The organism is bacterium (genome assembly GCA_019637795.1).
Classification (GTDB): Bacteria; Desulfobacterota; Binatia; order HRBIN30; family CADEER01; genus JAHBUY01.
This window is the reverse complement of record JAHBUY010000001.1, coordinates 935080-955701: the sequence shown is the minus strand read 5'-3', so window position 1 is coordinate 955701 and position 20622 is coordinate 935080. Positions and strand designations below refer to the sequence as shown.

Below are 20622 nucleotides of genomic sequence, written 5' to 3'. Positions count from 1 at the left end.
GACCGGACGGCGGCGCGGTTCGTGACAAGGGCGCGCGCCGCCGCCCGCCCCTAGCCTAGTGTCGTGGATCCGAAATCCCCGCTACGGCTCGGTGAGCCATTGTCACGCCTGGCTGGGCGCGCCGCCGCGGGAACATCGGGCCCGCGGCGCAACGCCGCCAGGCGGGGCGAGGGCCAGCGAGATGGAGCGGGGATTTCGGATTCGCGACGCTAGCCCGGAGGGGAAGGGCGTGCATACACTGCGGCGCCGAGCGTCCGATTCATGGTCGATGTCGAACACCCCGAGGGATCCGCTCCGCCGGATGATGGCCTGGCGGCCTTCGTCGCCGCGCGTCGCCGGCTCTTCGGCATCGCGTACCGGATGCTCGGCAGTGCCGCCGAAGCAGAGGACGTCGTACAGGATACCTGGATGCGCTGGCAGACGACCGATCGCAGCGCGGTGCGCGACCCGGCCGCCTTTCTGGCGACGACGACGACGCGACTCGCGATCAACGTCGCGGAATCGGCGCGCTCGCGCCGCGAGGCGTACGTCGGACCGTGGCTGCCGGAGCCGGTAGACACCAGCACGGATCCCAAGCTGGGCGCGGAACGGGGCGAAGCCCTGGAGCTGGCGGTGCTGATGCTGCTGGAGAATCTGTCGCCCACCGAGCGCGCCGCCTACGTGCTCCGCGAGGCGTTCGACTATTCGTACCGCCAGATCGGCGAGATCCTCCGGCTGGAGGAGGCGAACGCGCGCCAGTTGGCCAAGCGCGCGCGCACACACATCGCCAACCGGCGTCCCGCCCAGGCCAGCGCCGCCGACCAGCGGCGCCTCCTCACCGCCTTCGTCGCCGCGGCTCAGACCGGCGAGGTAGCGCCGCTGGAAGCGGTCTTCGCCGCCGACATCGTCTCCTATTCCGACGGCGGCGGATTCGTGCGCGCCGCCCGCCGCCCGGTGTCGGGTCGCACGCGCGTGGCCCGGTTCGTTGCCGCGGTGGCGTCGCATTTCTGGAGCGGGGTGACGCTGGACTGGATCGAAACGAACGGACAGTGGTCGGCGCTCATCCGGCGCGACGACGACGCCATCGGCCTGCTGACGGTGACCGCGTCGCCGCGCGGCATCCACCAATTGATGTGGATGATGCGGCCGAGCAAGCTCATCACCCTGGTGCGTTCCCCAGCGCGCGGCGAGTAGCCGGACCAGCGGACCAGCGCCGCCGATCGCCCGTGGCGCGCGTCGCGGCTCTCCGCTCGCCCCACCGCGCCGGCGCATCTGTCACGAAGCGGCGCGCTGTTCGGTCGTCGCGGTGACGCGATCCGGTTCAGCAGCGGTTGGCCGGTGCGCAGTGGCGTCGCGCGAATCGCGAGCGGACGCTGCGCGCCGGCTCGCCGCCAGGCGGGAGTATCCCTTGGTCGATCGGCCACACGGCAATCCGTTCACGGGCAAAGGCGTGCTCGTCACCGGCGGCGGCGCGGGCATCGGCCGTGCCGCGGCGCTGGCGTTCGCGGCGGAAGGCGCCCACGTGATGGTCACCGGGCGCCGCGCGGCGCCGCTCCGCGTCCTCGCCGACCGGCACGACGGCATCACCTTTACGGTGGCCGACGCGGGCAGTGCCGCGGACGCGCCGCGGACGGTACGCGAGGCCGTGGAGCGGTTCGGGAGGCTGGACGTGCTGGTGAACAATGCCGGCGCCGGAGCGATTCTGCCGCTGGCGGAGGCGAACGCGCAGCGCATCGAGGAGATCTTCGCCGTCAACGTCTTCGGCCCGTCGCTGCTGGCGGCCGCCGCGGTGCCGCACCTGATCGCGGTCGGCGGAACGATCGTCAACGTCTCCAGCACGTTCGGGCACAAGGCGGCAGCCGGGTTGTCGCACTATGCCGCGAGCAAGGCCGCCCTCGAGCATCTGACGCGCTGCTGGGCACTCGAGCTTGCCCCCGCGGGGGTGCGGGTGAACGCCGTTGCGGCCGGCCCGACGGAGACCGAGTTCCTCGCCGAGCGCATGGCGCTGACCGCGGCGCAGGCGGAAGCCATCAGGGCGGATGAGCGGGCGCGCATTCCGCTGCGCCGTCGCGGCACGCCCGAGGACGTCGCGCACTGGATCGTCGCGCTGGCGTCGCCGGCCGCCGGGTGGATGACCGGGGAGGTCCTGGTCGTCGACGGCGGACTGAGCAGCACCTGATCGACCCATGCACGGAACGCAGACCGCCCGAGGTCGGGCCATTCATCCAAAGGAGGGTACATCATGAAAATCGTCGTGATCGGCGGCAGCGGACTCATCGGCTCCAAGCTCGTCACGCTGCTGGGGCAGCGCGGCCATCAGGCGGTGGCAGCCTCGCCGGCCACCGGGGTCGACGTGCTCACCGGCACGGGGCTGGCGGGGGTGCTGGCGGGCGCGCGGGTGGTGGTCGACGTCGCCAACTCGCCGTCGTTCGAGGATCAGGTCGCGATGACGTTCTTCGAAACGGCCGGCCACAATCTCGCGGCGGCGGAGGCGGCGGCCGGTGTCGGCCACCATGTGGCGTTGTCGGTGGTCGGCACCGATCGGCTGCTGGGCAGCGGCTATTTTCGCGCCAAGATGGCGCAGGAGAATCTGATCCGCGCCTCCGGCATTCCCTTCACGATCGTGCGCTCGACGCAGTTCTTCGAGTTCGCCGGCAGCATTGCCGCCTCGGCCACCGACGGCGCGACCGTGCGGCTGCCGCCGGCCATGATGCAGCCCATCGTGTCGAACGACGTCGCCGCCGCGCTGGCCGAGGTCGCGCTCGGCACCCCCGTCAACGGCATCGTCGAGATCGCGGGCCCGGAGCGCATCCGCATGGACGACTTCGTCCGCCGCTACCTGCGCGCCAGGCACGACGGACGGAGCGTGACCGCCGACGCGAGCGCCTCCTACTTCGGCCTGGCGGTGAACGACGGCAGCCTGGTTCCCGGAGACGCACCGTACGTGGGCCCGACGCGGCTCGACGAGTGGTTGAGCCATTCGGTCGCGTGACGCGGGCACATCCGCTGCCGCCGCGCCGCGAATCGCCGGCGCGACGGCGGCGGGACGACACCGCATCCCACATCCGCCGTCGGCTCGAGCGGCGGGAAGGACGAACCGCATGCCTCGACTGCAGTGCAAGAGTTTCGCGACGCCGGACGAAGTACGGACGTTCCCGAGCGGACGCGTCGAAGTCATCCAGCTCGACGAGACCGCCATCGGCCGCTTCCTTCTCCGGCCCGGCTGGCGCTGGTCGCACGACGTCGCGCCCACCGTGCACACGAGCGCCTGTGAGAACCGACACGTCGGGTATGCGATCTCCGGCACGCTGCGCGTGACCATGTACGACGGCACGCGCCTCGTCATCACCGCGGGCGAGGGGTACGAGATTCCGCCCGGGCACGACGTCGAGGTCATCGGCGACGCCCCCTGGGAGTCGATCGAGGTGGCGAGCGCGCACAATTTCGGGCTCGCCCCGGAGCAGTTCGGCGATCGCGTCCTGGCGACCGTCCTCTTCAGCGACATCGTCGGGTCGACCGAGATGTTGGAGCGGCTCGGCGATCACGCGTGGGCCCGGCTGGTCCGCGAGCACAACGAGCGGATCCGCGCCGTGGTCGACCGCTTCCGCGGCCGCGAGATGGCGGCGACCGGCGACGGGTTCCTGGTGCTGTTCGACGGGGCCGCGAAAGCGGTCCGGGCCGCGGCCGGCATGGATCCGGCGGTCGAGCCGCTCGGAATCCGCGTCCGTGTCGGCCTCCACACCACCGAGGTGGAGATCGTCGGCGGGCAGCCGCGAGGCGTCGGTGTCCATGCCGCGGCCCGGGTCGCCGCCCTCGCCGGCCCGGGCGAGGTTCTCGTCTCCGGCACGACCCACGACCTGCTCGACGGCGCGGGCTTCTCGCTCGAGCCGCGCGGCGAGCACGCTCTCAGGGGCCTGAGCGGCACCCGTCCCATCTACGCGCTCCAGCGCGGCCGTCGCGAGACCTGAGCGCGCAGTTCCTGCCGTTGTGTGTGAGGCCGGCAAGGGTACGGCTCCCATCTCTCCTCGCCAGACTTCGCTCACGAGCACACGTGGTAACTACCCGCACCGCCCCGATCAGGGTGACGCGGTCAAGGAGCTGCAGCGGGGCCTCAACCGTCTCGGATCGATGCTCCGCTCCCCGCCGCGCCGTGGCCCTCGTCCTCAGCGGGGCCAGTCGGGGTGCCCATTTTCGACCCTGCGATCGTCGCACGACCCGCGGCCGACCGCTGCACGCGCGTGGGGGCGATCGCGCCGGGAGGTCCGAGCTGGCTGGTTCCATCGAGGCGCCACCTCATACCGCCTACCCGCCGGGTCGACACGGAGATCCTCTTCGCGCGCTGAACCGCCCGCGGCGGCGTTCCCCTTCACGCAGCCGCCGATCCGGGAGACCGCGGCGCGACGCGTCTCAGGTGCCCTGATCCGTTCCCAGATCCCAGTGGATGATGGTCTCCGGGCGGTAGCTGCACCACATGCCGATGCGTACGGCGCACAACAGGTGATGCCCGAGCGCCGGGTGCTCCCGCTGGATCGTCACCAACTGGCGGCGCAGCGTCTTGGTGACGGTGTTGCGCATGGTTTCGAGACCTCCGGAGGCGTGCGGGTGGCGGTGCGCTCGCATCCGTTCCTTCAGGTGGTCGAGCAGCATCTCGATTTCCTGTTGCAGCCGTTCCTTGCGGCCGAGATCGTGACACGCGTCGGCCTCGGCGAGCTCTGCCTCCGCTTCGACGAGGCGGCGCCGATAGTCGGTGATCGCGCGTGCATCGGCGACGGCCTGCGAGTCCAGACGAGACGCGTGCAGCCCCTCCGCAGCGCGGTCATTCGCGGCCAGCGCCGCCTGCGCCACGAAGTCGGTCACGTGCCATTCGCGCCCGGGCTCACGCAGCAGCATCGCCAGATAGTGCAATCCCTTGCTGTTGCGCACCCGCGACAGCGTTCCGCGGTAGGTCAGGGTCCAGAAATCGCCGTCTCGACGGAACGTGGGCCGATCGGACGTCGCGGTGACGTCCTCGGCCTCGGTAGCGGCGCTGCCCGGCGCCGACACGGGGATGGCTGCCGCGGTGCGGGCCGCGAGCGCGTGCATCCCCAGGCGGTCGGCGGTGCGATGCGCGGCGCGCAACAGGTCGCCGGCTCGCTCGGCATCGCCGCCGTCACGCGCCAACCAGGCACCGTACTCAGCCTGTGCCTCGGCCAACGCCGGGAAGGCCAACGTGCTGCGGCTGACGCGCAACGCCCCCTCGAAGTGACGCGCGGCAGCGGCGGCGTCGTCCAGGACCAGGGCGAGTCGCGCCAGCGCGTAATCGGCCGGCCCGTAGCAGCTATTGTCATCGACGATGTTGCGTCCAGAGTACGGCTGCAGCAGGCCGTACACGACGGCGGCTCGGCGACGGTCACCGATCTCGCCGGCGGCGCAGGCCAGATAGTGCATCATGACCATCCAGGAATTGTCGCGGCGCGCCAGGACCTCGTCCCGGTCCATGATTGCCGCGAAGGCGGCCGACGCCTCCTCCATGCGGCCAAGGCGCGCGTAGCCGTAGGCGAGCCCCGCTCGCCAGGCCGGCACCTCGCCGCGCTCCGCGACCACGGCTTCGACCACCGGCATGATTTCCTCGAGGCGGCCCTGCCGGTCGCGAATCTGCGCCACCTGGGCCGCCAGAATCTGCGCCGCGTTCGGCTCCTCCGCGCGCTCACCGAATCGCTGCGCGCGTAGCGCGGTCTCCTCGCCGGCGTCGAACTGACCTTGCGTGATCAGCCAGCTCGCCTGGGACATCTGCGCCAGCCATTGATGTCGTGGCCGACGCGAGCGGCCGGCGAGATCCTGCAGGGCGACGATCTCGACGCCCACGGCGCCGGCATCCCCCACTTCGAGAAAGCTGCGCAAGCGTTGGATCCGCGCCTCGGCGATCAGCTCGAGGTCGCCGGCCCGCTCGCCGGCGGCCAACATCGCCGCGCCGGCCGCCGCGCGATCGATATCGAGATCGCCGCCGAAGCGAGCGTAGTAGGCATAGGCAATGGCGTTCGCATCATTGGCGCGCAGGGCCAGGTCCAGCGCTTCGCGAGCCATGGCGCCGGCGCGGTGGTAATCGACCGACCACAGCTCCATGGCGCTCCGAGCCAGCAGCCGACTGCGCAGCACCGGATCGCCGTTGCCGACGTGGCGAAGGGCGGTATCCAGCCAGAGACTCGTGTTGGGGTCGGACCTGCCGTACTCGGGGACCACGTGCGCGAGCGCGAGGACGGCACGCGTGAGGCGGTCGTGCGCGCCGGTTCGCAGCGCCTCACCGGCAACCTCGGCGTAGAGCGGGCGGGATTCCGACAGGGATCCGGCGGCCCGCCGCGCGTTGGCGAGGGCCTCGAGGAGGTGGATGCGCTCGCTCGCCATCCCGACATCTCCGGCAACCACGGTCCGCAACGCCGCCTCGTAGAAGCGGGCCGCGTCCTCGAAGGCTCCCCGCTCCGCCGCCGCGTCGCCGGCGCGGCAGGCATAGCGATAGGCCCGCGCGGCGTAGCCAGGGCCGGCTTCGGACGCGTGCCAGGCGAGCGCCGCGAGGCGATCTGCGGAGACGGCGCCCGAGCCTTCGAGCTGCGCAACGATCTCGGCGTGCAGTTGCCGGCGGCGGATCGGGCCGATCCGCGAACGGACGACGTCTGCGATGAGGGCATGGGTGAACGCGAGCTGTCCGGCGCCGTCACTCCCCGCGCCCACGAGTCCCGCGGCAGCCGCGCGGTCGAGGTGCGCCGCGACATCGCCCGCGCCGACGGTGGAGACGCGCACACACACGGCACACAGCGTATCGAGGTCGAAGAGTGGCCCGATCAACGCCGCCACCTCGAGGACCGCGCCGGCATCGGCGCCCAGCGGCTCGAGGCGCCGGCCGATCACCTGGGCCAGCCCGGCGGGAACGCTGCGGGTCCACATCTGACTGTCCTCGGCTGCAGCGAGGCTGCCCTCGGAGGCCAGCCAGCGCACGATCTCGCAGATGTAGAGCGGGTTGCCGTTCGTGCGCGCGTGGATCGCCGCCGCGACGCGAGGAGACACCTCGACGCCGGCGATCCGATCCACCACCCGCGCGCATTCGCCGGCGTCCAGACCGGAGAGGACCAGGCGCACGGTCACCGGCTCGCGCGTCAGCGCGCCGAGAGAGTGAGACACCCGAGACCCCGGCCCGATGTCCGTGTCGCGGTAGGTCCCCAGGATGGCGATCGGTGAGTCGGCAATCTCGCGCGCCACGAACTCGAGTAACCGCAATGACGGGACATCGGCCCATTGCAGGTCGTCGAGCACGATGACCAGCGGCTGCGTCGCACTGGCGAGGCGCAGGAAACCGGTGAAGTGATCGAACAGGCGAACGCGCGCCGGCTCGGTATCGGATTCGCCGACGTCGGCCACGGCGCGAAAGCGCCGCCGCAACTGCGGAACGATCCGCGCGATCTCGACGGCACCGTCACCAAGCTCGTCCTCCAGGTCGGCGAGGTCGCGGTCGACGATGTAGTGCCTCAGCGCGTGAGACCAGGGCCAGAACGGCGGCGCGCCGTCACCCTCCCAGCAACGCCCCCAGAGGAGCAGCGGCGCCGATCCCTCATCGCCCGGCCGCAGCTCACGCGTCGCGCGGGCGACCAGCGCCGTCTTGCCGATTCCCGCTTCACCGCCAATCAGAACTACCTGGCCGCAGCCGGCAGCGGCCCTGGCCAACGCGGCGCCCAGCTCCGCGATCTCCGCCTCGCGTCCGATGAACAGCGGCTCGCGGTTCGTCTGCACGCTGACCACCGAGTGCGACGACACCATCAGGTGAGTCAGTACAACAGGGCTGGCGACGATTGAAGGCAAACCGGAAGGGAGCGCGCTCCGAGGCCGCCGTCGAGACGCGGCTCCGTGCGCCCGGTCAAGCCGCCGTCCCACCGCTGCGCTCGGTCCTCGATCCACAACGCGCGGACGCCACGATCGGTGCGTGAGCCCCACAGAAGGCGCGAGATCTTTCACCTCGCTTGCGCCATCGGCGACGATGAAGGCCTGGCTCGCGAGCGGCGTTCGAAGGGCGCGTCGCGAGGCGGGCCTTGCGCGGGTTCGTCAGCCGACCAGCGGGCAGCCGTCGAGGGCGTGGCGCACCGCCGTGACCAGCTCGCCGATGGTAATCTGGCCGTCGCGGTTGGCGTCGCCGGCCTCGCAGACGGAGACCGCGTCGGTGAGCGGCGCGACGTTCGCCATCGTGATCAGTCCGAGCGAATCACGACACGATGCCGAATGGCGGTTCAGCGCCCTCGGTGCTGCGTCGGGTTCGGTATTCGGGACGGCACCCGTGTCCCGCCCGGGACAGCCGATGTCCCGCCTTCTCCGGTAACCGCGTGTCGCGACCGCCCGCCCCGACGCGGAGCCGCGACCAAACTCGCCGGGAGGAGCCAAATGAAGAACGTGATCATGGCCTTTGCTGCAGCCCTGGCGGTCGCCGGAAGCGCACCGGCACAGACGCCACCCGAGCCCGACGACGACATCACCGTTCAGACCCCGCCCGAGGTCGAACCGGTCGATAGCCCGCTGGCGCGCCTCGACGAAATCCGCTCCGCGCTCGCGGCCAGCCCAGGCGCGTCCGGCGATGTCGCTGGCGAGCTCGCGAAGGCGTCGCTCCAACTCGATCGCGCGCGCCGGAGCATGGCCGCCCTCGAGCCCAACCTGCGCAGCGCGCTGGCGCGGATTCGGACGGCGCAACGGCGGCTGGCGACCGCGGCGCGCCGGGCCGCAGCAGACCCGGATCGGGTCGATGAGATCGGGCGCTGGCGAGCCGACCTCTCCGAAGTCGGTCGCGCGATCGCCGATGGGTGGCTGGAACTGGCGGAGCGCGCGGCGGTGCCGCCGCGCATGCTGTCGCGAGCCCAGGCGGCGCTAGCTGCCGGCGACCTGGCTGTCGCCGCCGGCGACCACACCAAGGCCGGGGCGGCGTACGCCAAGACCCTGAACATCAAGAACGCTTTGGACTTCGACTCCCAGACCTTCATCGCCAGCGTCCAGGGCGATCTGGCGTTCTCGGTCACCGGGTACGCGGTGGTGGTGAACCGGCACGGACAGCCGGTCAATTCCTTCGCCACCGGGCTGCGCCAGACGATCATCGACTCGAATCCCGTCGTTCCTCTCGGCCTCAACGACGAGGTCCATCTCGCCAGCGTCTCGAAGACCCTGACCGCCGTCGGCGTACTCATCCAATTGCAGAAAATGGGCCCGGACGTCGAAGCGCTGTTGGCATCGCCGATCGGTCCCTACCTGCCTCCGGATTGGGTGCCCGGCGCCAACGTGGCGGAGCTCACGTTCGAGGAGCTGCTGACCCAGAAGACTGGGCTGGGCGGTCGGGACAGCGAGGGCAACCGGAAGACGTGTCCCACGAGTTGGGACGGAATGAAGGCGTGCGTCGAGCTCGGCGTCGACCCCGCCGACAAGGTGTATCACTACAACAACGCCAACTTCGCCCTGTTTCGCGCCATGCTGTACTACATGCAGGGCTTCGCATGCGGTGGATTTCCCTGGACCGGATTCTGCCCAGGCTTTACGGCGCTGACGTACGCCACCCACATGCAATGCAATGTCTTCGCGGCGATGGGGTTGGCGGCGCCGCCGGGGGACGGACCGTGTGGCGGACCGGGCTTGGCGCCCAACCTAGCCGAGGGGCCGGAGGCGCTGTTGTACGACTCGCGCGAGCCGGCGCTCGGCGGAGTCTCGGCAGGCGATTGGTACTTCACAGGTGGCGGCGGCGGTTGGTACATGTCGGCGATGGAGCTGGCGCAGTTCCTCGCCCACGTGCGGTACAACGACAAGGTGCTCAAGCCGAAGACGCGGCAGTTGATGTACGACCGCTTCCTCGGCTGGCTCGATCCGAACGCGTGGACGGGTTTCACCGCCGGGAAGCTCGGCACCTACCGCATGCACGGCGGCGGCGTCTGCTACCCGCAGCCGGGCTCGGAGGGCACCCAGACCTGCTTCCGGACCAAGGAGCCCGGCAACTCGACCTGCATCGCCGACCTGCCCGCGGGGGTGCAGGCCGTGCTGCTGATCAACTCCCGGCGCGGCGACTACGGCGAGGCCTGCTCGGTGGTGAAACGCGCCTACGAGGCGGCCTGGGTGGCGAAGTAGGCCGAGCTCGGGGCAGCGGCGTGCGCCGGCTTCCGGCCGCGCCGTGGCCCTCGTCCTCAGCGGAGCCAGTCGGGGTGCCTCGCCTCGCGAGACTTCGCTCACGAGCACAAGGTACCTACCCGCCGCCTCCTCCTGCAGTGTGGCGCAGGCGCCCGCGTTCGTCGGCCCCGGTTGCCGCGACGTTCGTGGGCGTGCCGTTCACGTCATGTTCGACGCAGGCATGGCGCCGATCTCGCGGACGGGCGTCCGGTCCCCGAACGGTGGTCGTCCCGGTCCTATCGGACGGCCTGCCAGGTCACCGTCATCGGATCATCCAGGGCCATGGTGACCGACTGCTGAATCAGCCCGGTCGGCTGGGTGTAGACGGTGCCCGGCGCCGGGGCGTTGCCTGGGCCGCCCGGGTTGTAGAAGGGCGAGTAGCCGCCGCTGCTCGGCACCTCGACCATGCGGATGGCGCGAACCGCCGACTCGTCGCCAGCGATGACGATGTCGATCTGGTTGTCGTGGTCCTCGACGTAGGCCTCGTCGTAGCTGTCCTGCGCCACGCCGAGGTCGGCCAGGCCGAGCACCGTGAGCGAGCCGCCGTCGATCGCGTAGGCCTGACCGGCCTGTTCGATCCAGTGGTCGTTGCCCTGCGCGTCGACCGCCAGCACGCGGAAGTAGCGGCTGAACTCGGTCGGGTAGACGCTGCGCACGCCGTCGGGCGAGAAGCCGCCGGTGGTGAGCACGCGCAGACGGTAGGCGGCTGCCGAGCCGTAGAGCGCGACGCCGTCATTGGGCAGTTGGGCGGCGAACAACACCGGCGCGCCCTCGCCGCTGGTGGACATGCGGCTCAGCTTGGCCGCCGCGAGCGTCGGACCGTTGCCCGGGTTGTACGCCGTCCGCGGTGTCGTGCCGTCGCCGAAGGTGAGGCCGACGGCGCTGACGATCCGTCCGCCCGGACCGACCAGTTGCATCGGGGTAGCGTCGGGAACGATCTCGAAGAAGACCGGATAACGGGCGCCCTTCACGCCGGGCACCTTGCGGTTGCCGAAGCCGCCGAAGATCACCACCGTCGAGCGCTCGTTGTACTCCAGGTTGGGGTTGATCGAGACCACCTTGGGCGTCACCACGGTGCCGTCGTTCAGGTGGACGCGGAAGTCGCTTGCATCGACCGTGCTCGGCCGCACCGGCCAGCTGAACTCGATCGGCAGACCGTCGCAGTACTGCACCTGCCATCCGTAGCCGTTGGCGACCGCGGCCGGCGACGCGGCCGAGGTGTAGGCGCGCTGCGCGATGGTGCCGGACGAGGTGGTGACCGTGTTCCACGCGCCGCCGGCGTCGAGCACCGACAGGCGTTGGGTGTTGAGATCGCTCGAGCTCAGACCGGGCACGCCGATGATGGCGGTGAAGCCGAGGCCGGCGCCGAGGATGCGCGGCTCGTCCTCCCAGTAGTCGGCGTTGATCAGCACGTCCTCGCGCAGGGTGAGGTAGCCCGCGGCCGGCGGCACGCCGGGGCTGGGTCCGCCGCTGCAGGCGGGAAGCGCGTCGGCATCGTCATCGCCGCAGCCGGCGAGCAGCACGGCGAGGGCCAGAACGGCCAGGCGAACGGGGAGGACTGCGCGCTGGGGCTCTTTCATGCCCATCTGGACTACGCGAGACGCGGCGTCGGTCAATACAGAAACTGCCCGGCCGCCCGTCGCCACCCCGTCGAACAGGCCCGGCGCGCTGCTCGGATCCCGCCTCCGGCGCTGCCCGCCAGCCGCCCCTCGAGCGCCGTGCGCGCGGATCGACGACGCCCGCCGGCGGTCTCGCCAGAACGTCGTGCGCCCCGCGCCGCCGCGTGAACGCTCGCCCTCGGCGGCCCGGCCGTGCTTTCATGCGCCGCATGACGCAGCCGCCAGACTTCAGCATGCCGCTGGAAGACGCCATGTTGACCCAGCGCGCCATCCGCCGCCTCAAGCCCGACCCGGTCGACGACGCGCTGGTACTGAAGCTCATCGAGCTGGCGCTCAAGGCGCCGACCGGGGCCGCGGTGTTCCTCCCTTCCCGTTTGCATCGGCGACTGCGACGGCGATGGGCGGGTGCGAATCGCGGAGCTGATCGCGGCGGTGAGAGTGGCCGCGGGCGAAGCGCCGCTGGCCGCGTGCCCCTCGATCGCCTGCGACGGCGGTGACCGCGTCGCCATCGCCTGCCTGATCGCCGCGGTCAATGCCGCGATGCGCGATGACTGCGAACCGCCACCCGACGGGCGCGAGCCGTGCGGATCGGTGCTCTGCCCCCTCGGCGAGCTCTGCTGTAACCCACTGTACAGCCTCTGCGCGCCGCCACACTGGGGCTGCATCCAATTCCCCCGCCCCAGAGTTTCTCTGGACGCTCGACAGCGAGGATAGGACGAGTCTCGCAGGAAGGAGTGTGTGGAAGATGGGGCAGAGCAAGGGAGGAGGCACGCCCGGCGCGGAGGGAGCCCGTAGGGCGACCGGAGCGGCGGGCGTGGCGGCCGGCGGGGACCGGGGGCGGTTCTCGGCGCAGCGCAAACGGGAGGCGGTGCTGCGCCTGCTGCGCGGGGAGAGCTTGGAGAAGATGTCGCGCGAGCTGGGCGTGACGGCCGCGCGGCTGTCGACGTGGCGGGAGGCCTTCATGGACCGCGGGACGCAGGGGTTGAAGAGCCGTGCGATGGATGCGGCCGAGGACGGCGAGCGCCAGCGGCTTCAGGCGAAGATCGGCGAGCTGACGATGGAGATCGAGCTGTTGAACCAGAAGGTCGATCTCCTGGAGGGCCGCCACCCTTTAGCGATGCGGAGGTCGAGGCGATGAGCTCGACGGTGTCGCCCTCCGCGAATCGCCACTACGGGCTCGCGCGGGTGTGCAGGGTATGGCGACGGTCGCGCTCGGCGATCTACGCCCGTCGGCTGCGACACCGTCCGGATGCGCCCCCGCCGGGCCGTCGCGGACCGCAGGGGTCGTGCCCGGACCTGGAGCTGGTGGCGCACATCCGCCAGGCCATCGAGGGGTCTCCCTTCACCGGCGAAGGCTACCGCAAGATCTGGGCACGCCTGCGCTACGGCGGCATTCGAACCTCGAAGGAGCGCACGCGGCGGCTGATGCGCGAGTACGGCCTCCAGGCGCCGTGTCGCCCGCTGGTGCCGACCGAGGCCAGGCTCCATGACGGCGTCATCACCACCGCGGCGCCGAATGTGATGTGGGGCACCGACATGACCACCACGCCGACGATCCGCGATGGGCAGGCCGCGGTCTTCATCGCCATCGACCACTGCACCAGCCAGATCGTCGGCATTCATGCCGCCAAGCGCCAGGATCGGTTCGAGGCGCTCGAGCCGATCCGACAGGGCGTCGCGAGGCACTTCGGCGAGTTCGCCGAGGGCTGCGCCAGCGGCCTCACGCTGCGTCACGACCACGGCTCGAACTACATGGCCGACGACTTCCAGAACGAGATCACGTTCCTGGGGATCGAGAGCTCGCCGGCCTTCGTGCGCGAGCCCGAGGGCAACGGCTGCGCCGAGCGCTTCTTTCGCACCCTCAAGGAGAATCTCCTCTGGGTCCGTCACTTCGAGACGATCGAGGAACTCCGCGCGGCGCTCGTTGACTTCCAAGCCACGTACAACTCTCAGTGGCTGCTCCAGCGTCACCGCTACCGAACCCCCGACCAGGTCCTCGCTGACCTCACCGAGCAGCCACTTGCTACCGCAGCATGAGCTTGATTACACAATCTCACGTGTCCAGCGGCCCTGGGGCATTACAGGGGCTGCATCCAATAGCCTTCCCGACCCGCCCGGCGCGGCATCCGGCCGGCTTGCCTCAGGCGGCGATGGCTCCGTCGTGCCGGGTCGCAGGTTAGCGATCTTCCCTTCCCGGGCGAGAATTCGGAGAGCGTGCCGGTGCCCGAGGTGCCTTCCGGATTCCACTGCATCGCGCTTCTCTTCCGCATGTCCCTGAGATGGTCTTCGACCGCACCAAGCGCTCCGATCAGGCGATGCTGACGATCTACAAGCGCGCGAACCAGGCACGCCGCCGAGCTGTTCCGCGTCGCGCTGGCGGCGCCGGGGGTCGCCGGGGTGTTCCGTGACGTCGCGTTCGCAATCATCGACGACCACAGCGTGTTCCGCCGCACGAATCGGGAGGGGGAACTACGTGCCCGTTCGGGTGGGTCTTCAGCGGGGACCGAGGCGCCGGCGCCGGGTGCGCGTGAGGCGGGCGGCCTCGAGGTAGATCGAGGATCGCGGACCGATCGCGGCGACATCGAGCGTGGCCCGGGTTGCGCGATAGACGATCCGCAGCCGTCCGACGCGGAGGCTGCGCCACCCGGCGAGGTCGCCTTTGAGCTCCTTGCCGGCCTCCGGCAGGGCCTGCAGTTGGTCGAGGGCGGCACGCACCTGGCGCCTGAGCTCGGGATGCAGCGCGCGGATCGTGGCCTGCACGTGATCCGGCAGACCGATCAGCCGTGCGCGCATCACGGACTCCTAGCGGCTGGCGCGGAACAGCTTGTCCAGTGCCGCGGCGTCGAAGCGCCGCGCACGACGCTTGCGGATCTCCTGCATGCCTTTGCGGATTTCGGCGAGGAACTCGGGATCCGCCATGATCTCCGCCGTCTCCTTCCAGCGCTCGAAATCCTCGTGGCTCACCAGGACGGCGACGGCCCTGCCGTTCCGGGTGATGGTGACCTCGCCGTCGGTCGATTCGATCTCGGCGACGAGCTGACTGAGCTTCGCCTTCGCTTCGGCAAGCGGAAGGATGCGCATTCGGAACCTCTGTTGGGCTGAATTCAGACTAGCGACAATCATCCGATCAGGTCAACGTGTTCCGTCGCCCAGCGATGGCGCGAGACGGTCTCACGGCAGATCGGTGGCGCTGCATGCCGCCGTCGAGCAGACGGGTGCGGGTGGCGTGGCGGGTCGGCGTCAGCGAAGCAGCCGTGCCACTCGGGCTGCAGGACGAGGGACTCGACGGTGAGGTCGAGGCGATCAGTTCGGTGAAGCCCTCGACCGGGCGGGAGTACGGACCGGCGGCCATCCAGCGTCTGGCGAGCGGCAGGTTGCGATCGATGTCGCACCCAACCGACACTCAGGGGAGACCCGGAGGCTCGGGGTCGACGACAAGCGAGCGGGGCGGAATCCTGGCTACGATCGCGCACCTGTGGTCTGATCCAGCCATGCCAGAAGCGATCAAGCTCGACATGCCCCTGGAAGAGGCGATCTCAACCCAGCGCGCCATCCGCCGCCTGAAGCCCGATCCCGTCGACGACGCGCTGGTGCTGAAGCTCATCGAGCTCGCCCTCAAGGCGCCGACGGGGTCGAACGCGCAGAACTGGGAGTTCATCGTCGTGCGCGATGCGGCGGTGAAGGCGAAGCTGGCGAAGTACAATCGGCAGGCGTGGAATCTGTACGGCGGGTTGGGGCGGCGGTTGGTGGCGCGCCGCGGCGACGTGGCGATGGGGAAGATCCTCGATGCGGTGCAGTGGCAGGCGGATCATTTCGAGGAGATCCCGGTGATCGTGGTCGCCTGTCTGAAGGCGCGGATTCCGATCTGGCCGCCGGCGGCGACGGCGAGTCTCTACGGCTCGATCTTCCCCTCGGTGCAGAACCTGCTGCTGGCGGCGCGCGCCGCCGGCCTCGGCGCGGCGCTGATCACGCTGCCGCTGTGGAGCCGCTTCCTGGCGCGGCGGGCGCTCGGGCTGCCGTCCAGCGTCGCGCCCTGCGCGGTGATTCCGCTCGGCTGGCCGAAGGGGCGCTACGGGCCGACGCGGCGACGGCCGGTGGGCGAGGTGGTGTCGCTCGATCGCTACGGCAACCGGGCGTTCCTGAGCTGACGCGCCGCGGAGGCCACCGGGGCCGCGGTGTTCCTCCCTTCACGCCGTGGTGGTATTCGTTCGCCCCATGGCGATCGTCGCGCGCGTGCTCGAGGTGTGGCGCTATCCGGTGAAATCGATGGCCGGCGAGCCCCTGCCGCGGGCGGCGGTGGGGCCGCAGGGCATCGCCGGCGACCGCGGCTGGGCGCTGCGCGACGAGGATGCGGGCGAGATCCGCGGCGCCAAGAAGATGCCGGTGCTGATGCAGTGCGCCGCGCGCTACGACGCCGAGCCGACCGCGGCGAGCGTGCCGCCGGTGACGATGACGCTGCCCGACGGCGCGGTCGTGCACAGCGGCGACGCCGACGCGGCGGCGCGCCTCTCGGCGCTCACCGGGCGGCGCCTGACCCTGTGGCCGCGCCAGCCGGCCGAGCGCGCCGACCACTACCGCCGCGGCCTGCCGGACACCCCCGACCTCGACAGCGAGCTGCGGCAGATCTTCGGCCGCCTGCCGGACGAGCCGCTGCCCGATCTGTCGGTCATGCCGCCCGAGCTGTTCGAGTACACCTCGCCGCTCGGCACCTATTTCGATCTGGCGCCGCTGCATCTCCTCACCACCGCCTCGCTGGCGCACCTGGCGGCGCGCACGCCCGGCGCGCGCTTCGACCGCCGCCGCTTCCGCCCCAACCTGCTGCTCGAGGCCGCGGACGGCGCCAGCGGCCTGGTCGAGAACGACTGGGTGGGCCACACCCTGCGGATCGGCGGCGCGACCGTCGCCGTCACCATCCCGGCGATGCGCTGCAGCATGACCACCCAGGCGGTGGCCGAGCTGCCGAAGGATCCGTCGGTGCTGCGCACCATCGTCCGCGACGCCAACCAGAACCTCGGCGTGTACGCCGCGGTGGCGCAGGCGGGCGCGGTCGCCGTCGGCGATCCGGTCGAGCTGATCTGACCCGCGAACGCGCGGCCCGCCGTGGGCCATCCGCCGAGGAACCCATGATCGAGACGCACACCGAGCTGTTCATCGACGGCGCCTGGGTGACGCCGGCGACGGCGTCGACCATCGACGTCGTCTCGCCGCACACCGAGGCGGTGATCGCCAGGGTCGCCGAGGCGCGCGAGGCCGACGTCGACCGCGCCGTCGCCGCCGCCCACGCGGCGTTCGACCACGGGCCGTGGCCGCGCACGCCGGCCGCCGCGCGCGGCGCGGCGATGCGCCGCCTGCTGGCGGCGCTGCAGGCGCGCAGCGAGCGGCTGGCGCAGGTGATCACCGCCGAGATGGGCTCGCCGATCTCCTTCTCCACCATGGGCCAGGTGATGGCCGCCACCCTGGTGCTCGACTACTTCGCGCGCCTGGCGGGCGAGTTCGCCTTCGAGGACGTGCGCCAGGGGATGATCGGCCCGACGCTGGTGCGGCGCGAACCGGTCGGCGTGGTGGCGGCGATCACCCCGTGGAACGTGCCGCTGTTCACGGCGATGCTGAAGCTCGGTCCGGCGCTGGCGGCCGGTTGCACGGTGGTGCTGAAGCCGGCGCCGGAGACGCCGCTCGACGCCGTCCTGCTCGCCGAGGCGCTGGTCGAGGCGGAGATCCCGCCCGGCGTGGTCAACATCCTGCCCGCCGGCCGCGAGGTCGGCGACTACCTGGTGCGCCACGCCGGCATCGACAAGGTGAGCTTCACCGGCAGCACCGCCGCCGGCCGCCACATCGCCGCCGTGTGCGGCGAGCAGCTCAAGCGGGTGACGCTGGAGCTGGGCGGCAAGTCGGCGGCGATCATCCTCGACGACGCCGATCTCGACGGCACCGTCGCCGGCCTGCTGCCGGCCATGATCATGAACAACGGCCAGGCCTGCGTCGCCCAGACGCGCGTCCTCGCTTCGCGCCGGCGCTACCGGGAGGTGGCGGAGGCGCTGGCGGCGGCGCTCGGCGCGGTGACGGTCGGCGATCCCGCCGACATGGCGACGATGTGCGGGCCGCTGGTCTCCGCCCGCCAGCGCGAGCGGGTCGAGGGCTACATCGCCAGCGGCCGCGCCGAGGGCGCCCGCGTCGCCGTCGGCGGCGGCCGCCCGGCGTCGCCGTCGCGCGGTTGGTACGTCGAGCCGACGCTGTTCGTCGACGTCGACAACCGCATGCGCATCGCCCGCGAGGAGATCTTCGGCCCGGTCATCGCCCTGATCCCGTACGCGGACGAGGCCGACGCGCTGCGCATCGCCAACGAGTCCGACTACGGCCTCTCCGGCACCGTCTGGACCGCCGACGTCGACCGCGGTCTCGACGTCGCCCGCCGCGTCCGCACCGGCACCTACACCGTCAACAACTTCATGATGGAGTTCGGCGCTCCGTTCGGCGGCTTCAAGTGCTCCGGCATCGGCCGCGAGCTCGGCCCCGAGGGCCTCGGCGCCTACCTCGAGCCCAAGAGCATCAACCTGCCGATGGGGTACGAACCGCGCCCATCGTACTGACCGGGGCGCCAGGTGCTGAAATTCCCCCTCCCTCCGCCGCTCGCTGGCTGCTAGCCTGAGCGCCGCGCGGACAGGGGTCCGCACACGGCGCGACGATGCGGATCCATACCCGCCTGCTGCTGTTCCTGCTCGTCTCGATCGCCTTCTACGCCCTGGCGGTCAGCGGCATGCGGCGCGCCGGCGAGCGGGTCAGCGAGGGCGTGCTCGACACCCAGTTGGCCGAGGCGGCCGGCCACTTCGACACGGTGCTCGGGATGGAACGGGCGCCGATCGAGCGCGCGGTCTTCGACAACACGTTCTGGGACGAGATGGTCCGCTTCGTCCGCCACCCCGATCCCGGCTGGGCGAAGGAGAACCTCGCCGAGGCCTTCCCGGTGTTCGGCATCCGCGACGCCTGGGTTTTCGATCCGACGCTGCGCGAGGTGTACGCCATCCGCGCCGACGACGAGGGGGCGTCGCGCCGGCCGGACATCGAACAGGTGCGGCGCGCGACCGCGCGCGATCCCTTCGCGCGCTTCTATCGCCGCCTGCCGGACGGGACGGTGATGGAGTACTTCTCCGCCCCGATCCAGCCGAGCGAGGACAGCGCGCGGCGGACCGTCCCGCGCGGCTGGCTGGTGGCGGCGCGCCCGCTCGATGCCGCCTACCTGCAGCGTCTCGCCGCCGCCACCGGCGCCCAGGTGCGGCTGGCGCCGGTGGAGGGCGCGGTGCCGCTCAACCGCGTCGACGTCGCCACCAGCAGCATCGAGCTCTTTGCCGGACTGCGCGACGCCGACCACGCGCCGGTGGCGATGCTGGAGGCGCGGCGCGAGAACCTCGGCCTGCCCGTCCTCAACCAGGCGCTCGCCGCCTCGAACCACCTCTATCTGCTGTTCGCCAGCGCCAACCTGTTGCTGCTGGCCGTGTTCGTCATCGTCTGGGTGCGCAATCCGCTGCAGCGGCTGGCCGAGAGCCTCGACCGCCACGACATCGGACCGGTGCGCCGCTACCTCGACGCCCGCCACGAGCTCGGCACCATGGCGCGCCTGATCCGCAGCTTTCTCGATCAGCGCGAGGCGCTGCTGAGCGAGATCGAGATGCGGCGGCAGTCGGAACAGGCGCTGCGCGAGGCGCGCGATCTGGCGACGCGCTCGGCGCGCGCCAAGACGGACTTCCTGTCGGTGATGAGCCACGAGCTGCGAACGCCGCTCAACGCCGTGATCGGCTACGCCGACATCCTGCTCGACGAGCAGCCGCGCGCCGATCAGCAGGAGTCCCTGCACGCCCTGCGCTTCGCCGCCGAGGCGCTGCTGACGCAGGTGAACGACGTGCTCGACTTCAATCGCATCGAGGCCGGCAAGATCGAGCTCGAGCGGCGCGAGCTCGACCCCCGGGCCCTGGTCGAGATGCTGCTGCGCACCTTCCGGCCGCAGGCGGCGGCGGCCGATCTGTCGCTGCACGCCGAGCTCGCCGCCGACCTGCCGCGGGTGGTGGGCGATCCGCTGCGGCTGGCGCAGATCCTGACCAACCTGATCTCGAACGCGATCAAGTTCACGCCCGCCGGCGGCGTCACCGTCGCCGTCGATGCCGCGCCCGTCGACGGCCAGCAGGCGCGCCTGACGTTTCGGGTCACCGACACCGGCATCGGCATCCCGGCCGACAAGCAGCAGGCGATCTTCGAGGTGTTCATGCAGGCCGACGCGGACACGACGCGCCGCTACGGCGGCAGCGGTCTCGGCCTCACCATCGCGCAACGCCTGGCGGGCCTGATGGGGGCGGTGATCACGGTCGACAGCCAACCCGGGCACGGCGCCACCTTCCGCTTCAGCCTGACGCTGCCGATCGCGGACGCGATCCGCCCCGCGGCGGAGCGGCCGCGCGGCGATCTCGCCGGGCACACGGTGCTGGTGGTCGACGACAACGTCGTCAACCGCCAGCTCGCCGTCCGCATGCTCGCCGACTGGGGGTGCGACGTGGAGACGGCGGAGAACGGCGTCGCCGCCGTCGCCTGCGCCGCCAGCCGGCGCTTCGACCTCATCCTGATGGACATCTTCATGCCGGAGCTGAACGGCATCGACGCCGCGGCGCGCATCCGCGAGATGCCCGACGGGCTCAACGCGGCGACGCCGATCGTCGCCTTCACCGCGACCAACCCGGAGGAGTCGATGTCGGCCGACGACTGCCGCCGCTTCGACGGCTGGGTCGCCAAGCCGCTCCGGCCGGCGTTGCTGCGCGCCGTCCTCGCCCGCCACGTCGGGCTCGCCCCGGCCAGCGCCGAGCTGATCTGACGTCCCGCGGGCGCT

At 71.2% G+C, this 20622-nt stretch carries 14 protein-coding genes and 2 pseudogenes; 11 read left to right on the top strand and 5 right to left on the bottom strand.

What is annotated here, in order from left to right; translation table 11 throughout:
- The first annotated feature begins 261 nt into the window (after positions 1-261).
- The 4 genes from KF840_04045 to KF840_04030 all read left to right on the top strand — a co-directional run bounded on the left by KF840_04045 (position 262) and on the right by KF840_04030 (position 3947).
- Positions 262-1173 carry an RNA polymerase sigma-70 factor gene (locus KF840_04045; GenBank protein ID MBX3024062.1) on the top strand — a complete coding sequence of 304 codons (912 nt, stop codon included), beginning with the start codon at positions 262-264 and terminating at the stop codon, positions 1171-1173.
- A 214-nt stretch (positions 1174-1387) separates the two neighbouring features.
- Positions 1388-2158 (top strand): SDR family oxidoreductase, encoded by a 771-nt coding sequence (locus KF840_04040; GenBank protein ID MBX3024061.1) that lies wholly within the window; start codon positions 1388-1390, stop codon positions 2156-2158.
- A gap of 63 nt (positions 2159-2221) precedes the next feature.
- Entirely contained in the window at positions 2222-2971 is a 750-nt protein-coding gene (locus tag KF840_04035) for an SDR family oxidoreductase (protein ID MBX3024060.1), read from the top strand.
- A 109-nt stretch (positions 2972-3080) separates the two neighbouring features.
- Complete coding sequence (locus KF840_04030) at positions 3081-3947, top strand: hypothetical protein (GenBank protein ID MBX3024059.1); 867 nt, start codon at positions 3081-3083, stop codon at positions 3945-3947.
- A 439-nt stretch (positions 3948-4386) separates the two neighbouring features.
- Here the strand turns inward: KF840_04030 and KF840_04025 are convergent, their stop codons facing one another.
- Positions 4387-7764 (bottom strand): AAA family ATPase, encoded by a 3378-nt coding sequence (locus tag KF840_04025; protein MBX3024058.1) that lies wholly within the window; start codon positions 7762-7764, stop codon positions 4387-4389.
- A gap of 282 nt (positions 7765-8046) precedes the next feature.
- A complete protein-coding gene (locus tag KF840_04020) occupies positions 8047-8184 on the bottom strand; it encodes a hypothetical protein (protein MBX3024057.1) in 138 nt (45 codons plus the stop codon).
- A gap of 195 nt (positions 8185-8379) precedes the next feature.
- Here KF840_04020 and KF840_04015 point away from each other — a divergent pair, with 195 nt between their 5' ends.
- The gene (locus tag KF840_04015; protein MBX3024056.1) at positions 8380-10095 is read left to right on the top strand and encodes a serine hydrolase; all 1716 of its coding nucleotides are present in this window, start codon (positions 8380-8382) and stop codon (positions 10093-10095) included.
- Positions 10096-10370: 275 nt separating this feature from the next.
- Here KF840_04015 and KF840_04010 read toward each other — a convergent pair whose 3' ends face one another.
- Positions 10371-11714, bottom strand: a complete 1344-nt coding sequence (locus KF840_04010) for a hypothetical protein (GenBank protein ID MBX3024055.1) — start codon at positions 11712-11714, stop codon at positions 10371-10373.
- 272 nt (positions 11715-11986) lie between these two features.
- Between KF840_04010 and KF840_04005 the strand changes: the two are divergent.
- Together KF840_04005 and KF840_04000 are read left to right on the top strand one after the other, a co-directional pair.
- Positions 11987-12106: pseudogene (locus tag KF840_04005) on the top strand (nitroreductase).
- Between the two features lie 461 nt (positions 12107-12567).
- Positions 12568-13790 (top strand): annotated as a pseudogene (locus KF840_04000) (IS3 family transposase).
- A gap of 456 nt (positions 13791-14246) precedes the next feature.
- Here the strand turns inward: KF840_04000 and KF840_03995 are convergent.
- Both KF840_03995 and KF840_03990 read right to left on the bottom strand, forming a co-directional pair.
- Entirely contained in the window at positions 14247-14546 is a 300-nt protein-coding gene (locus KF840_03995) for a type II toxin-antitoxin system RelE/ParE family toxin (GenBank protein ID MBX3024054.1), read from the bottom strand.
- A 9-nt stretch (positions 14547-14555) separates the two neighbouring features.
- Complete coding sequence (locus KF840_03990; protein ID MBX3024053.1) at positions 14556-14834, bottom strand: type II toxin-antitoxin system Phd/YefM family antitoxin; 279 nt, start codon at positions 14832-14834, stop codon at positions 14556-14558.
- A gap of 434 nt (positions 14835-15268) precedes the next feature.
- On the opposite strand from KF840_03990, the gene KF840_03985 reads away from it, so the two are divergent.
- From KF840_03985 to KF840_03970, 4 genes are all read left to right on the top strand, one after another.
- Positions 15269-15901 carry a nitroreductase family protein gene (locus KF840_03985; protein ID MBX3024052.1) on the top strand — a complete coding sequence of 211 codons (633 nt, stop codon included), beginning with the start codon at positions 15269-15271 and terminating at the stop codon, positions 15899-15901.
- A gap of 67 nt (positions 15902-15968) precedes the next feature.
- Positions 15969-16832: an MOSC domain-containing protein gene (locus KF840_03980; protein ID MBX3024051.1), complete on the top strand. Its 864-nt coding sequence runs from the start codon at positions 15969-15971 to the stop codon at positions 16830-16832.
- Positions 16833-16876: 44 nt separating this feature from the next.
- A complete protein-coding gene (locus KF840_03975; protein ID MBX3024050.1) occupies positions 16877-18340 on the top strand; it encodes an aldehyde dehydrogenase in 1464 nt (487 codons plus the stop codon).
- Positions 18341-18435: 95 nt separating this feature from the next.
- Positions 18436-20607: a response regulator gene (locus KF840_03970; protein MBX3024049.1), complete on the top strand. Its 2172-nt coding sequence runs from the start codon at positions 18436-18438 to the stop codon at positions 20605-20607.
- Positions 20608-20622: the final 15 nt, after the last annotated feature.

Bases quoted from the DNA above. Each gene is read 5' to 3' on its own strand.
- KF840_04045 (MBX3024062.1), top strand. From the start codon at position 262: ATGGTCGATGTCGAACACCCCGAGGGATCCGCTCCGCCGGATGATGGC.
- KF840_04035 (MBX3024060.1), top strand. From the start codon at position 2,222: ATGAAAATCGTCGTGATCGGCGGCAGCGGACTCATCGGCTCCAAGCTC.
- KF840_04030 (MBX3024059.1), top strand. From the start codon at position 3,081: ATGCCTCGACTGCAGTGCAAGAGTTTCGCGACGCCGGACGAAGTACGG.
- KF840_04025 (MBX3024058.1), bottom strand. From the start codon at position 7,764: ATGGTGTCGTCGCACTCGGTGGTCAGCGTGCAGACGAACCGCGAGCCG.
- KF840_04020 (MBX3024057.1), bottom strand. From the start codon at position 8,184: ATGGCGAACGTCGCGCCGCTCACCGACGCGGTCTCCGTCTGCGAGGCC.
- KF840_04015 (MBX3024056.1), top strand. From the start codon at position 8,380: ATGAAGAACGTGATCATGGCCTTTGCTGCAGCCCTGGCGGTCGCCGGA.
- KF840_04010 (MBX3024055.1), bottom strand. From the start codon at position 11,714: ATGAAAGAGCCCCAGCGCGCAGTCCTCCCCGTTCGCCTGGCCGTTCTG.
- KF840_03995 (MBX3024054.1), bottom strand. From the start codon at position 14,546: ATGCGCGCACGGCTGATCGGTCTGCCGGATCACGTGCAGGCCACGATC.
- KF840_03990 (MBX3024053.1), bottom strand. From the start codon at position 14,834: ATGCGCATCCTTCCGCTTGCCGAAGCGAAGGCGAAGCTCAGTCAGCTC.
- KF840_03985 (MBX3024052.1), top strand. From the start codon at position 15,269: ATGCCCCTGGAAGAGGCGATCTCAACCCAGCGCGCCATCCGCCGCCTG.
- KF840_03980 (MBX3024051.1), top strand. From the start codon at position 15,969: ATGGCGATCGTCGCGCGCGTGCTCGAGGTGTGGCGCTATCCGGTGAAA.
- KF840_03975 (MBX3024050.1), top strand. From the start codon at position 16,877: ATGATCGAGACGCACACCGAGCTGTTCATCGACGGCGCCTGGGTGACG.
- KF840_03970 (MBX3024049.1), top strand. From the start codon at position 18,436: ATGCGGATCCATACCCGCCTGCTGCTGTTCCTGCTCGTCTCGATCGCC.